This window comes from Burkholderia lata (genome assembly GCF_902499025.1).
GTDB classification, from domain to species: domain Bacteria; phylum Pseudomonadota; class Gammaproteobacteria; order Burkholderiales; family Burkholderiaceae; genus Burkholderia; species Burkholderia lata_C.
Genome location: NZ_CABVPW010000028.1, coordinates 1 through 13,990, shown reverse-complemented (window position 1 = coordinate 13,990; position 13,990 = coordinate 1). Strand labels below are relative to the sequence as shown.

12 protein-coding genes and 1 pseudogene are annotated in these 13,990 nt (G+C 67.5%); 9 read left to right on the top strand and 4 right to left on the bottom strand.

Features of this window, described 5'->3' with window-relative positions; genetic code table 11:
• Positions 1-77: 77 nt before the first annotated feature.
• From BDI24065_RS25960 to BDI24065_RS25930, 7 genes are all read left to right on the top strand, one after another.
• Positions 78-305 carry a hypothetical protein gene (locus BDI24065_RS25960; RefSeq protein WP_175033667.1) on the top strand — a complete coding sequence of 76 codons (228 nt, stop codon included), beginning with the start codon at positions 78-80 and terminating at the stop codon, positions 303-305.
• Between the two features lie 238 nt (positions 306-543).
• Positions 544-2,811, top strand: coding sequence for a TonB-dependent hemoglobin/transferrin/lactoferrin family receptor (locus BDI24065_RS25955; protein ID WP_175033666.1), 2,268 nt, complete (start codon positions 544-546; stop codon positions 2,809-2,811).
• 49 nt (positions 2,812-2,860) lie between these two features.
• Positions 2,861-3,952: a hemin-degrading factor gene (locus BDI24065_RS25950; RefSeq protein ID WP_175033665.1), complete on the top strand. Its 1,092-nt coding sequence runs from the start codon at positions 2,861-2,863 to the stop codon at positions 3,950-3,952.
• On the top strand, positions 3,949-4,866 hold the full coding sequence (locus tag BDI24065_RS25945) for a heme/hemin ABC transporter substrate-binding protein (protein ID WP_175033664.1): 918 nt from the start codon (positions 3,949-3,951) through the stop codon (positions 4,864-4,866). Before BDI24065_RS25950 ends, BDI24065_RS25945 begins: the two co-directional genes overlap by 4 nt.
• A gap of 15 nt (positions 4,867-4,881) precedes the next feature.
• Positions 4,882-5,970: a FecCD family ABC transporter permease gene (locus tag BDI24065_RS25940; protein ID WP_175033663.1), complete on the top strand. Its 1,089-nt coding sequence runs from the start codon at positions 4,882-4,884 to the stop codon at positions 5,968-5,970.
• A gap of 19 nt (positions 5,971-5,989) precedes the next feature.
• Complete coding sequence (locus tag BDI24065_RS25935) at positions 5,990-6,811, top strand: heme ABC transporter ATP-binding protein (RefSeq protein WP_175033662.1); 822 nt, start codon at positions 5,990-5,992, stop codon at positions 6,809-6,811.
• A 119-nt stretch (positions 6,812-6,930) separates the two neighbouring features.
• On the top strand, positions 6,931-7,317 hold the full coding sequence (locus BDI24065_RS25930) for a VOC family protein (protein WP_175033661.1): 387 nt from the start codon (positions 6,931-6,933) through the stop codon (positions 7,315-7,317).
• A gap of 90 nt (positions 7,318-7,407) precedes the next feature.
• Here the strand turns inward: BDI24065_RS25930 and BDI24065_RS25925 are convergent, their stop codons facing one another.
• Together BDI24065_RS25925 and BDI24065_RS25920 are read right to left on the bottom strand one after the other, a co-directional pair.
• A complete protein-coding gene (locus tag BDI24065_RS25925) occupies positions 7,408-8,019 on the bottom strand; it encodes a trimeric intracellular cation channel family protein (RefSeq protein WP_175033660.1) in 612 nt (203 codons plus the stop codon).
• A gap of 8 nt (positions 8,020-8,027) precedes the next feature.
• Positions 8,028-10,145 carry a penicillin-binding protein 1A gene (locus BDI24065_RS25920; RefSeq protein ID WP_175033659.1) on the bottom strand — a complete coding sequence of 706 codons (2,118 nt, stop codon included), beginning with the start codon at positions 10,143-10,145 and terminating at the stop codon, positions 8,028-8,030.
• A gap of 238 nt (positions 10,146-10,383) precedes the next feature.
• On the opposite strand from BDI24065_RS25920, the gene BDI24065_RS25915 reads away from it, so the two are divergent.
• Both BDI24065_RS25915 and BDI24065_RS25910 read left to right on the top strand, forming a co-directional pair.
• On the top strand, positions 10,384-11,178 hold the full coding sequence (locus tag BDI24065_RS25915; protein WP_175033658.1) for an aminoglycoside phosphotransferase family protein: 795 nt from the start codon (positions 10,384-10,386) through the stop codon (positions 11,176-11,178).
• 351 nt (positions 11,179-11,529) lie between these two features.
• The gene (locus BDI24065_RS25910) at positions 11,530-11,925 is read left to right on the top strand and encodes a hypothetical protein (RefSeq protein ID WP_175033657.1); all 396 of its coding nucleotides are present in this window, start codon (positions 11,530-11,532) and stop codon (positions 11,923-11,925) included.
• Positions 11,926-12,078: 153 nt separating this feature from the next.
• Here the strand turns inward: BDI24065_RS25910 and BDI24065_RS25905 are convergent, their stop codons facing one another.
• Both BDI24065_RS25905 and BDI24065_RS25900 read right to left on the bottom strand, forming a co-directional pair.
• Entirely contained in the window at positions 12,079-12,915 is an 837-nt protein-coding gene (locus BDI24065_RS25905; RefSeq protein WP_011353825.1) for a bifunctional allantoicase/(S)-ureidoglycine aminohydrolase, read from the bottom strand.
• Positions 12,916-13,785: 870 nt separating this feature from the next.
• Positions 13,786-13,990: pseudogene (locus BDI24065_RS25900) on the bottom strand (hypothetical protein); the annotation flags it as partial.

Here is a 13,990-nt window from a genome sequence, read left to right as displayed (position 1 = left end):
ACCGCGCCTGCGCTGCGTACGCCGACCGCCTAGTATGGAAAGAGCGGCTCGCCGCCGCATCGTCCGAGGAGGCCAGCATGAACGTCCAGACGCTGTCCGGCACGCTTCGCGCGCAGGAACTGCTGATCGTGTCGATGATCCGCGCGCTTCCCCCTGACGCACGCCGTGCGCTCGTCGACCTCTATACCGAGCAGATCGTCTTCGCCGAACAGGCGGGCCTCGACGTCCACAGCGATCGCGCGACGCACGAAGCGTTCATCGCGCACGCGCGCAACCTGCTGATCCGCATCGAAGCGCTGGCCTAGCCCGGCCCGCGTTTCTCCCGAATTTCCCGCCGCGGCTCGCCCGAGCCGCGCAGGTAAGCGCTCACCCACGTGCGCCGCTTTCCGTTCTTGTATTGATAATAATTCTCATTTACACTGGTAAAGTTATCAGTTGCCTTTCAATTCGCCGCTCGCCGCCTTCCGTGCGCGGGCGGGCCAGCCAGGTGAACGCGTCGCCCAGCCAGCCTTCGGGCTTGTCATCGTCAATGGGAGACCACCTGTGCATTGCTATACGCTGGCGCGGCGGCCGATCTGTGCCGCGCTGTTCGGCGCGTTCGGCCTGTCCGCCGCCACGGCTCACGCCGATTCGTCGCCGCAAGGCGCCAACCCGCCTTCCACCCTCCTCGTTGCCGCGTCCACGCGCGGCGATGCGGCGCTGCTCGACCCCGTTACCGTCACGGCCAACCGCACCGCCACGGCCGCGAGCCGCACGCCGGCGTCCGTGTCGGTCATCACCGACGAGGATCTGGAAGAACAGCAGGCCACCAACATCAAGGACGCACTGCGCTACGAACCGGGCATCACCGTGCGCCGCACCGCGTACCGGCCCGGCAGCGCGGCGCTCGGCGGCGGCCGCGACGGCGATTCGAGCATCAACATCCGTGGCCTCGAAGGCAATCGCGTGCTGCTGATGGAAGACGGCATCCGCCTGCCGAATGCGTTCTCGTTCGGCCCGCTCGAAGCGGGGCGCGGCGACTACGCCGATCTCGACACGCTCAAGCGCATCGAGATCCTGCGCGGGCCGGCCTCGGCGCTGTACGGCAGCGACGGCCTGACCGGCGCGGTGAACTTCATCACGAAGGATCCGCGCGACCTGCTGTCGATCTACAACAAGCCCTACTACTTCTCGTTCCGGCCGAGCTACGACTCGACCGACCGCAGCGTCGGCGCGACCGTGTCGGCCGCGGGCGGCAACGATCGCGTGCAGGGGATGATCATCGCCGACGGCCGGCGCGGCCACGAAGTCGACACGCGCGGCAGCAACAACTCGGCGAGCACGCTGCGCACCACGTCGAACCCGCAGGACGTCTATTCGGAGTCGCTGCTCGGCAAGCTCGTGCTGACGCCCACCACGCGCGACACGATCAAGTTCACCGCCGAAACGGTGCAGCGCCGCGTGAGCACCGACGTGCTGTCGGCGATCAACCCGCCGACCACGCTCGGCCTCACGACCTACGACCGGCTCGAGCGCAACCGCTTCAGCGTCGACTACGATTTCCGCGACGATGCGTTCCGCTGGTTCCAGACCGCGCACGTGCAGTTCTACTACCAGGACGCGAAGCAGGACCAGTATGCGTTCGAGACGCGCGGCCGGGCGGCTTCGCGTTCGCGCGACAACCAGTACAAGGAACGCACGTTCGGCGGCTCCGCGTTCGCCGAAAGCGGCTTCGCGACCGGCCCGTTCGCGCACAAGCTGCTGTATGGCGTCGACGGCAGCGTGTCGCGGGTGACGAACATGCGCGACGGCACGGTGCCGGGCGTCGGCGAGGCGTTCCCGAACAAGGCGTTCCCCGACACCGACTACACGCTGTTCGGCGCGTTCGTGCAGGACCAGATCGGCTACGGCCGCCTGCTCGTCACGCCGGGCCTGCGCTTCGACACGTATCGGCTGAGCCCGACCGAAAACGATCCGCTGTTCACCGGCAAGGCCGTATCGACGAGCGCGAACGAACTGTCGCCGCGCGTCGCCGTGCTCTACGAGATCACGCCCGCGGTCATTCCGTACGTGCAGTACGCGCACGGCTTCCGCGCGCCGACGCCCGACCAGGTGAACAGCAGCTTCTCGAATCCGGTGTACGGCTACACGTCGATCGGCAATCCGAACCTGAAGCCCGAGACGAGCGACACGTTCGAAGCCGGCCTGCGCGGCAAGGCCGGCACCGGCTACGGCGTCGTGCGCTACAGCGCGGCCGCGTTCACGGGCCGCTACCGCAACTTCATCTCGCGCACGACGATCGCCGGCAGCGGCCGCCCGGCCGACCCGTTCGTGTTCCAGTACGTGAACTTCGCCGACGCGCGCATTCACGGCCTCGAAGGCCGCGCCGAATGGGTGATGCCGAACGGCATCACGCTGAAGACGGCGATGGCGTTCACGAAGGGCTCGACGCAGAACGACGGCGCGGCCAGCCAGCCGCTGAACACCGTCAACCCGTTCTCGGCCGTGTTCGGCGTGCGCTACGAGCCGACCGAGCGCTGGTACGTGCAGACCGACCTGCTGTTCCAGGCCGCGAAGCGCGACAAGGACATCGACAAGTCCGACTGCTCGAACAAGACCTGCTTTTCGCCACCGTCGTCGTTCGTCGTCGACCTGCGCGGCGGCTACCGCTTCAACAAGCACGTGAGCGCGACGATCGGCATCCGCAACCTGTTCGACCGCAAGTACTGGAACTGGTCGGACGTGCGCGGCATCGCGGCCGATTCGCAGGTGCTCGATGCATATACGTCGCCCGGTCGCACGGTCGCCGTCAGCATGAAAGTGGATTTCTGATGCGCGCCGCCCGCGCTGCCACCCCAACCGTTACTTGAAGGAGTCCGACATGATGCAATCCGCCCTTCCCGGTCAACCGGCCACGCCGGCCCGCGCGGCCGCCGCGCTGCGCGACGCGTTCATCAAGCTCAAGACCGAGCGCCAGCTGCGCAACCGCGATGTTGCACAGGCGCTCGGCGTCAGCGAAGGTGAGGCGCTCGCCGCGTTCGTCGGCGAGCACGTCGTGCGGCTCGACGCGCGCTTTCCGGCGATGTTCGAGGAAATGCCGCGCCTCGGCCGCGTGATGGCGCTCACGCGCAACGACACGGCCGTCCACGAAAAGGACGGCGAATACGCGCAGATGAGCCACGACGGCCCCGTCGGCCTCGCGCTCGGCGATATCGACCTGCGCATCTTCTATCGTCACTGGGTATCGGCGTTCGCGGTGCGCGACGAAACCGCGCACGGCCCGCTGAAGAGCCTGCAGTTCTTCGACGCGCAGGGCCATGCGATCCACAAGGTCTACCTGCGCGCGCACAGCGACCACGCCGCGTACGACGCGTTCGTCGAACGCTGGCGCGCACCGTCGCAGGAGCCGGGCCTCGACGTCGCGCCCGCCGCGCCGAAAACGCCCGAGCGCGCCGACACCGAGATCGACGTCGCGGGCTTCCGCGCCGCGTGGGAAGCGATGACCGACACGCACCAGTTCTTCGGCATCACGCAGCGCTTCGGCGTGAGCCGCATGCAGGCGCTGCGCCTCGCCGATCCGCAATACGCGTATCCGGTCGAAACCGCGCATGCGCTGCGTCACGTGCTCCAGCAGGCCGCACAGAGCGGCCAGCCGATCATGGTGTTCGTCGGCAACGCGGGGATGATCCAGATCCATACGGGCCCCGTCGCGAACGTGCGCGAGGTCGGAGCCTGGATCAACGTGCTCGACCCGGGCTTCAACCTGCACGTGCGCGAGGACCTGATCGCCGCCGCGTGGGTCGTGAAGAAGCCGACCAGCGACGGCATCGTCACGTCGCTCGAGCTGTTCGACCGCCAGGGCGACCACGTCGCGCTGCTGTTCGGTGAGCGCAAGCCCGGCAAGGTCGAACGCGACGACTGGCGCGCGCTCGTCGCGACGCTGCCGGCCGCGGCTCGCGGGGATGCACGGTGAGCGCGCGACCGTTCGATCCGCGCCGCCGCGCGGTGCTGGCGAGCGCGGCGGCCGGTGCGCTCGCGGGCGCGCTGCCCGGCAGCGTGCTCGCCCAGGTTGCTTCGGCCGCGCCGAAACGCGTGGTCGTGATCGGCGGCGCACTCGCGGAGACCGCGTTCGCGCTCGGCGGTGCCGAGACGCCGCGCTACCGGCTCGTCGGCGCCGACACGACCTGCACGTACCCCGACGCCGCAAAGCGGCTGCCGAAGGTCGGCTACCAGCGCGCGCTGTCGGCCGAGGGGTTGCTGTCGCTGCGGCCCGATCTCGTGCTCGCGTCGGCGGAAGCCGGCCCGCCCACCGCGATCGCGCAAGTGAAAAACGCCGGCGTCGCGGTGACGACGTTCGACGAGCGCCACGACGTCGAATCGGTGCGCGCGAAGATCACCGGCGTCGCGCAGGCGCTCGACGTGCGCGACGCGGGCACCGCTTTGCTGCAACGTTTCGACCGCGACTGGCAGGCCGCGCGCGACGCGGTCGCTGCCCGCGCGCCCGGCGGCGCACAGCCGCCGCGCGTGCTGTTCGTGCTGAACCACACCGGCAACCAGGCGCTCGTCGCCGGCCAGCGCACGGCCGCCGACGCGATGATCCGCTACGCGGGCGCGCGCAACGCGATGCAGGGCTTCGATCACTACAAGCCGCTGACGACCGAGGCGCTCGCAGCCGCCGCGCCCGACGTCGTGCTGATCTCCGACGAAGGGCTCGCGGCCGTCGGCGGCCGCGCCGCGCTACTCGCGACGCCCGGCTTCGGCGCGACGCCGGCCGGCCGCGCACAACGCGTGGTGGCGCTCGATGCGCTGTTCCTGCTCGGCTTCGGCCCGCGCCTGCCGCTCGCCGTCACGACCCTGCACCGACGGCTGTCGGATGCGCTCGCCTGATTCCGGACCGCCCCGATGCCTGCTCATGCTTCGCCTTTCCCCGCATCGTCGCCCGCGTCGCGCTCCGGCGCCGCGCGCATCGGCACGTCGCGCCGCTTCGCACCGTTCGCGCTGGCCGCGCTCGCCTGCCTCGTGTGCGCGATGTCCGTCGTCGCGCTGTGCGTCGGCGCCTATCGCATTCCGCCCGCGGAAGCCTGGGCCGCACTGACCGGCGATGCGGCCGCGCAGCAAGCGCGCGCGGTGCTGTTCGACATCCGCGCGCCGCGCGTCGCGCTCGCGTTGCTGGTCGGCGGCGGCTTCGGCGCGACTGGCGCCGCGATGCAGGCGCTGTTCCGCAATCCGCTCGCCGATCCGGGGCTCGTCGGCGTGTCGAGCGGCGCCGCGCTCGGCGCGACGACGATGATCGTGCTCGGCCCCGCACTCTTTGCTGCTCACGTGAACGCAGCCGCCTTGCCCATCGCGGCGTTCGCGGGCGCGCTTGCGGTCGCGGCGCTCGTCTACCGGCTCGCCGCGTCGCGCGGCCGGCTCGCGCTGCCTCTGCTGCTGCTCGCCGGCATCGCGATCAACGCGCTGGTCGGCGCGGCAATCGGGCTCCTCACGTTCGTCGCCGACGACGCGCAATTGCGCTCGCTCACTTTCTGGAGCCTCGGCAGCCTCGGCGGCGCGCAATGGTCCGCGCTGGCGGCCGTCGCGCCTTGCGTCGCGATCGGCTGCGTGCTGCTCGCGCGCGAACGCGACGCACTGAATGCCTTGCAGCTCGGCGAAACCGAGGCGCTGCACCTCGGCGTACCCGTGCAGCGGCTGAAGCGGCGCGTGCTCGTCGCGGTCGCGCTCGCGGTCGGCGCGCTGGTGTCGTGCGCGGGCATCATCGGATTCATCGGGCTCGTCGCGCCGCACTGCGTGCGCCTCGCGTGCGGCCCCGACCAGCGCGTCGTGCTGCCCGGCGCCGCGCTGCTCGGCGCGCTGCTGACGCTCGCCGCCGATCTCGCCGCACGCACCGTCGCCGCGCCCGCGGAAATTCCGCTCGGCGTGCTGACCGCGCTGCTCGGCGCACCGTTCTTTCTCGCGCTGCTGTGGAAGAGCCGCGGCGCGCTCGGCGGCTAACCCTTCTTTCACGACGATCATGCTGACCGCCCATCACCTCGACGTCGCCCGTCGACACAACGCGATCCTGCGCAACCTGTCGCTGTCGATCGAACCCGGCCGCGTCACTGCGCTGCTCGGCCGCAACGGCGCGGGCAAGAGCACGTTGCTGAAGACCTTCGCCGGCGAACTCACCGGCGGTGTCGCGCCGAACGGCGTGCGCGTGACCGGCGACATCACGCTGAACGGCGAACCGCTCGCGCGTATCGACGCGCCGCGGCTCGCGTGCCTGCGCGCGGTGCTGCCGCAAGCCGCGCAGCCGGCGTTCCCGTTCAGCGTCGACGAAATCGTGCTGCTCGGCCGTTATCCGCATGCGCGGCGCAGCGGTGCGACGTCGCATCGCGATCGCGAGATCGCGTGGCGGGCACTCGAACGCGCGGGCGCCGATGCACTCGTCGGCCGCGACGTCACGACGCTGTCGGGCGGCGAACTCGCGCGCGTGCAGTTCGCTCGCGTGCTCGCGCAGCTGTGGCCGGACGAAGATGCAACGGAAAACGGCCCGCGTTACCTGCTGCTCGACGAGCCGACCGCCGCGCTCGATCTCGCGCACCAGCACCGCCTGCTCGAAACCGTACGCGCCGTTGCACGCGAATGGCAGCTCGGCGTGCTCGCGATCGTGCACGATCCGAACCTCGCCGCACGGCATGCGGATACGATCGCGATGCTCGCCGACGGCACGATCGTCGCGCACGGCACGCCGCGCGACGTGATGACGCCGGCGCATATCGCGCAGTGCTACGGATTCGCGGTGAAGATGGTGGACACCGGCGACGGTGCGCCGCCGGTGATGGTGCCCGCGTAGTGCGGGCGCGTGTCGCGTGTCGCGTGGGTATTGCACCGCGTGATGTCATGCATGATCGACAGCAACGACTTTCACAACGCATCATTCGCGCTTCGCGCATCCCCTTCAAGGAGAATCACGTGCCGCTTCCGATGACCCGCATCATCCTGTACGTCCAGGACGTGGCGTCGCTCAAGACGTTCTACCAACGGCATTTCGATCTGCCCGTCGTCGAGGAAATCGAAAACGAGTGGGTCGTGCTCGGCGCAGGCGCTATCGAGCTCGCGCTGCATCTCGCCGGCCCGGCGTTCCGCCACGCGGTGCCCGCTGATCCAGAAGCGCGCGCGGAAGCCAGTCACGTGAAGCTCGTGTTCTCGATCGGCCAGGACATCGGCGTGCATCGCGACCGGATGGCCGGCGACGGCGTGACGGTGCGCGTCCTCAAGCGCTATGACGGGTTCGCGTACACGATGTACGACGGCGTCGATCCGGAAGGCAACGTCTTCCAGGTGATGCAGGCCGACTGACGTTCCGTTCGGCCCGGGCGCTCACCCGAACGCCCGGGCCGTCACCGCTCGCGCCCCCCCACCCGCCGCGCGGGTGGCGAACCTTTCTGCTCAGTGCTCGAGATCCGCCGCGCCGAACGTCCGCATTTTCCACCCGAGCCGCACGGCGAGCATCCGCATCGAGAACCCGGCCGCCAGCGCGACGACCGTCGCGAAGCCCGCATCGATGCCGAGATGCTGCATCCCGACATAGAGCGCGCCCGTGACGAACGCGACGCTCGCATACAGTTCCTCGCGCAGGATCAGCGGCATCTCGTTGCACAGCAGGTCGCGCAGCATTCCGCCGCAGACACCCGTGATCGCGCCGGCCAGCACGACGATGATCGGCACCGCGCCCGTCGACGCGCCGATGTCGCACCCGATGATCGTAAAGGCCGCGAGGCCGATCGCGTCGACGGTGACGAACAGCGTCTTCATCCGCGCGACATGCCGTGCGACCCACGACGCGACGGTCGCCGCGACGAGCGTGATCACCAGGTACTCCGGATGCGCGATCCAGCCGAGCGGATAGTGGCCGAGCAGCACGTCGCGCACGGTGCCGCCGCCGAGCGCCGTCACCGCACCGACGAGCGCGAGCCCGAAGCGGTCCATCCCGCGACGCATGCCCATCAGCGCCCCCGACATCGCTTCCGCGACGATTGCAATCAGATAAAGCGTATGCATGGTGCGCGTCAGTCTTCCGTCCGGAACAGGTCGAGCACGCGTTCGCGCTCGGCCGCGTCGACCGCGGCAGGCATCGGCTCGGCGGGCTTGCCGTGGTCGCCCGGCGTATCGGACGCATCGGCCGCCGCACCTCCGCATGCAAAGCGGCTGCGGATGTACGAAGGCACGTCGGCCGTGCACGTGCAGCGCGTGTATTCGGCGTAGACGAAGTCGCCGTCGACGAGCGCAACGCCCTGCGGCTGCGTTGCCTCGACCGGCGTGCGCCCGTCGACGGCCGTCTTCATGTAGTCGAGCCAGACCGGCAGCGCCAGCGATGCGCCGGTCGCACGCCCCATCGGGCGCGGCGTGTCGTAACCGAGCCACGCGACCGCGACGATGCCCGACGAGTAGCCGGCGAACCACACGTCCTTCGATCCGTTCGACGTGCCCGTCTTGCCGGCCGCGTCGTCGCGGCGCAGCGCAAGCGCGCCGCGCGCGGTGCCGGACTTCACGACGTCGCGCAGCATGCTGTCCATCACGAACGCGTTGCGCGTCGACACGACGCGCTCGCCTGCCGGCGCCGTCGCTTCGTACATCGCGCCGCCGTGACGCTGCTTCACCGACAGGATCAGGCGCGGCTCCATCCGCGTGCCGCCGTTCGCGAATACGCTGTACGCGCTCGCCAGTTCGAGCGGCGTCACGGCGCCCGCGCCGAGCGCGAGCGGCAGCGACGCCGGATTGCGCTGCGCGTCGAAGCCGAAGTGCACCGCGTGCTGCTGCACGTAGCGCGCGTCGGTGGCCTGCATCAGGCTGACCGCGACCAGGTTTTTCGAGCGCATGAGCCCGCGCCGCACCGGGATGAAGCCCTCGTAGTTGTTGGCGAAATTGCGCGGGCGCCACGGCCGTGCGCCGGTTTCCTCATGCGTGAGCGTGCGCTGCGTATCGTCGACGAGCACGCCCGGGAAGTAGCCCTTTTCCAGCGCCGCCGAATAGACGAACGGCTTGAAGCTCGAGCCCGGCTGGCGATACGCCTGCAGCGCATGGTCGAACACGTTGCGGTTGAAATCCGCGCCGCCGACGAGCGCGAGCATGTCGCCCGTTGCCGCGTCGAGCGATACCAGTGCGCCTTCGAGCCCGTTGCGCGCATCGCGCTTCGCGCGCGGCTGGCGGTTCAGCGTGCGTGCGAGCGATGCTTCGGCCGCGCGCTGGTCGCGCATCGAGATGGTCGTCGTCACGTCGAGGCCGAGCGTATAGGCATCGTCGTGAAAGCGCTCGACCATCATCCGGCGCGCACGCTCGGCGACGTACGGCGCCGCGATGATCCCCGGCGGCGGCGTAGTTGCCAGTGCGATCGGCGCATCGACGGCCGCGCGATACGTCGCGTCGTCGAGCTGGCCGAGCGCATGCATGCGGCCGAGCACGTAATTGCGTCGCGCGGTCGCACGTGCCGGATTGACGACCGGGTTGAACGCGGACGGCGCCTTCGGCAGCCCCGCGAGCACGGCCGCCTCGCCCGCGCTCAGCGCGTCGAGCGGCTTGCCGAAATACACGTTTGCGGCCGCCGCGAAACCGTACGCCCGCTCGCCCAGATAGATCTCGTTCATGTACAGCTCGAGCAGCTTGTCCTTGCTGTATTCGCGTTCGAGCTTGGTCGCCATCAGGATCTCGGCGAGCTTGCGGCTCAGTACCTTGTCGCGCGTCAGGTAGAAGTTGCGCGCGACCTGCATCGTGATCGTGCTGCCGCCCTGCCCCGGCTGCCCCGTCACGACGTTCGCGAACGTCGCGCGTGCGAGGCCGCCGAAATCGACCGCACCGTGCTGGTAGAACTTCGCGTCTTCGGCCGCGAGCAGTGCCTGCCGCGTCAGCGGCGGGATGCGTTCGAGCGGCACGAACTCGCGCCGTTCGACGCCGTATTCGGCCAGCAGGTCGCCGTCGCGCGAGAAAATTCGCAGCGGCAGCGCGGGACGATAGACGGCGAGGTGCTCGACGGACGGCAACTGCGTCCAGATGCGCTGGATCGTCCATGCGCCGATGCCCGCGCAGGCGACCGTCAGGCCGAGCAGCGCGCCCACGAGCGTGCGCCACATGCGGCGGCGGCGCGGCGGCGGTGCGGGTGGGGGTGGCGGGGATGCGGTGTGGTCGGTCAAGTCAGGCTCCTTCTTCGATGCTGCGACGGCCGGCGATCGAGAGACGCCGACAGTCACGAAAGGCGCGCATTGTCGAAGGGATGGCGCGAAACCGGAACATTCTTTAGCCAAAGTTTGGCTGGCTAAATTTTATTTAGGAAAGTGTGTCGGGGCCGTTCGCGTCATATCTGCGACCGTGTGACGCACGCGTCGAGCGAGCCGCGCTGCACCCGATCCGGTTCGGCTGTAGCATCGCGTGATGTTCGATCGATACCTCGGCCTGTGGGGCCTCGTTCCCGACGGCAATCCGATCCTGACCGCGAGCGGCGGCCTGCTGCCGGTCGTCTGGCAAGGCCGGCCCGCGATGCTGAAGGTCGCTACCTGCGACGAAGAGCGTCGCGGCAACGCGTTGATGACCTGGTGGAACGGGCAAGGCGCCGCGCAGGTGTGGCAGCACGACTGCGATGCGGTGCTGCTCGAACGCGCGCGTCCCGTGCCGACGCTGGCCGGTTATTCCGTATCGGGGCGCGACGATGATGCGATGCGCATCGCCTGCGACGTCGTTGCGCGGCTTCATGCGCATCGTGCTTCGGAGCCGCCTTCGGTCGTGCCGCTGCACGACTGGTTTCACTCGCTGTTGTCGGATGCTTCAGCCAATGACGTGCTTCGTCGCTCGGCAACGGTCGCTCGCCAGTTGCTGGCCGGGCCGTCCGTCGACGAAGTCGTCCTGCACGGCGACATCCATCACGGCAACATCCTCCATTTCGGCGAACGCGGCTGGCTCGCGATCGACCCGAAAGGGCTGCGCGGCGATCGCGCGTTCGACTACGCGAACCTGTTCTGCAATCCCTCGCACGATATTGCGGTCGATCGCATGCGCTTCGAACAGCGCGTTACGCTCCTGGCCGACGCCGCGCAGCTCGACAGGCGTCGGCTGCTGCAGTGGATTCTCGCGTGGTCGGGCTTGTCGGCGGTGTGGTTGATGGAGGACGGCTTGTCGCCCGATACGCGGTTGCAGGTCGCGATGCTCGCGACACACGCACTCGGGCCGTAACGAACATCGCCCTCGCAAACGACACAACCTTCACGGCGCCGCCCCGCCGGTGCTGACACTTGCCCTATGCAGATGACGACGTACAGCAGGCTGAACGGCTCTCAAGACAATCGCGGAAGGAGTGGGAGGTCGTACGAAGGAAAGTGACACGTCGCCGCATACATCGGTGATCATGTACCTCCTCCCTTAGCAGAATAAAACAGCACTCTGCTAGCACGATTGGCTCATAATTCTTGCAAGCTTTTACGCTTCATCACATTCACGATCATCTATAATACTTAAAATCCAAACAATTTCCATAAACGATAAATTAAAATTTTCACACCCTTCACCCCCATCCAATCCGACATCATGATCACCACTTTTGTTTTATTTAAACACAGCAAAGACTCCTTTCTTTCCGAACTTAATCAAGCCTCCATCAAGTACAGTCCAGTTGAAACCTTCTCCAGCGGAATCATGGCATCGGGGGAACTTATTACCATTGCTCAAACTGTCGCATCATCAACGGCAGTTGCTACAATCGTTTCAGCTTGGCTCAAGACACGCGCCAGTCGCAAGGTAATTGTTACAACGAAGGAGAATGAAGTGACTCACCTCGAAGGATATTCAGTCAAAGATGTTGAGAAAATTCTTTCCATGGCAGATCGAGTAACAATGATTGAATCCGAGAACAATTCGAATCAAAATTCGACGCCATCAACCGCCTCAAAACCTGACCAACATACAGACGGTGACTCCGATTAATAATCCATATACTGAATTACCCAACCCGCTTATAGACCTCTACATCTAGCACCAACGTAGTCCAGCGACATTCAGTGCAGGAGTCGCGATGAAAAAAAGCCCACCGGTTTTCACCAGCGGGCTTTGTCATCCGAGTCGCGTATCGCTCGACGCTTAACGCGCCGGGTTCAGCAACAGGTTCATGTGACGGTTCACGTCTTTGTACAGCAGGTAACGGAAGCGGCCAGGGCCACCCGAATAGCAAGCCTGCGGGCAGAACGCGCGCAGCCACATGAAGTCACCGGCTTCGACCTCGACCCAATCCTGGTTCAGGCGATAAACAGCCTTCCCTTCGAGCACATACAACCCGTGCTCCATCACGTGCGTTTCAGCGAACGGAATCACGCCGCCCGGCTCGAACGTCACGATGTTGACGTGCATGTCATGACGCATGTCGCTCATGTCGACGAAGCGCGTCGTCACCCATGCACCGTTGGTGCCCGGCATCGGGATCGGCTCGACGTCCTGCTCGTTGGTCACGAAGGCTTCCGGCAGCGGAATGCCGTCGACGGCCTGGTAGTGCTTGCGCACCCAGTGGAAACGCACCGCGGCATCGCTGACGTTGTGCAGCGTCCAGTCCGCGCCCGGCGGAATGAACGCGTAGCCGCCCGGCTTCAGCACGTGCTTCTTGCCTTGCAGCGTCAGCTCGGCTTCACCTTCGACGACGAACAGCACGGCTTCGGCGTTCTTGTCCTGCTCGGGCTTGTCGCTGCCGCCGCCCGGGTTCACTTCGACGATGTACTGCGAGAAGGTTTCGGCGAAACCCGACAGCGGGCGGGCGATCACCCACAGGCGCGTGTTCGTCCAGAACGGCAGCCAGCTCGTGACGATGTCGCGCATCACACCCTTCGGGATCACCGCGTACGCCTCGGTGAACATCGCGCGATCGGTCAGCAGATCGGTCTGCGGCGGGTGGCCGCCATGCGGCGCGTAATACGTTGTCTTAGACATAGTGCATCCAGGCAATGGGTTGGTCCGGCCCCGGGCACCAACGACATCGGGCGGCACGCACGCGCGTGGGGCACGCATGCGGCGGCGGGACGTCGTTGCCGGGGTGGCTTGAAGGCGCATGCGCCTTCGTTCGGTCGGCCAGGCTTCGCGACGGGTTCGTCCGGTTCATCGGACGCGTCGGCCCATGCTTGTGGGGCCGGCGACCGGGCCGTGGCGCTCGCGATCATGCGGCGAGGCGCGGCCAGCGGCACGGTGCGATGCCGTACGCGAGCATCGCCGACGATAGCGAAGTCGTTCGCAATCGACCAATTAAATGTTGCGATGGATTCCATTCGATTTCCCACTACCCGCCGACACCCGCGATACGCGGTCAGGAAGCGTGGCGCGACGGTCTGGCTATCAGGGAAATCCTGACGGGCCGGGCAACGCGCCCGTTCGCCGGGACGCAGGAAGCGCTGGCGAACAGCCGCAGTCATTCCGGTCGCGCATCCAGGTCGCGATACATCGGGTTACGGAGATCTGTGAGGAACAACGTGCGCACGGCAGCAAGCCGCACCGCGCCAATCATTAGCCGTCGTCAGGCCGGAGAACAGGCCAACGGGATCGAACGGAACGCGAATGGTGCCGACACTGCCCGGACGCATTCAGTCGCGAGAGTCGGTGTAGTCGGGAAACGGGGAGATGCAGCGAGGAGGGAAACTTGCCAGCCCGTCGATCGGGTACCTGGCCGCGGCTGATGAAGCCGGAAAGGGTTCGCCGGTCTGGCCGGCGATGACGGCCCGGCAGGCCGCCGGGCCGAATCCTGCGTCGGGTGCCGACGCCGTCGGCGCGCCGGTGCGCGGGTCGCGCACCGTGCCACGCCAGCGGCGATCAGTCCCAGTCGCGGTGATGGCGATGCTTGCGGTGGTGATAGCCACGATCGCCGCGGCCGCCGTAATCGCGTTCGTACGAGCTGCGCGACATGTTGCCGCCGAGCGCCGCGCCGGCGCCGCCGCCGACAGCCGCACCCAGCAGGCCGCCCGTGCGGCCGCCCATCGCGTTGCCTGCCGCGGTACCTGCGCCGCCGCCGAGGGCG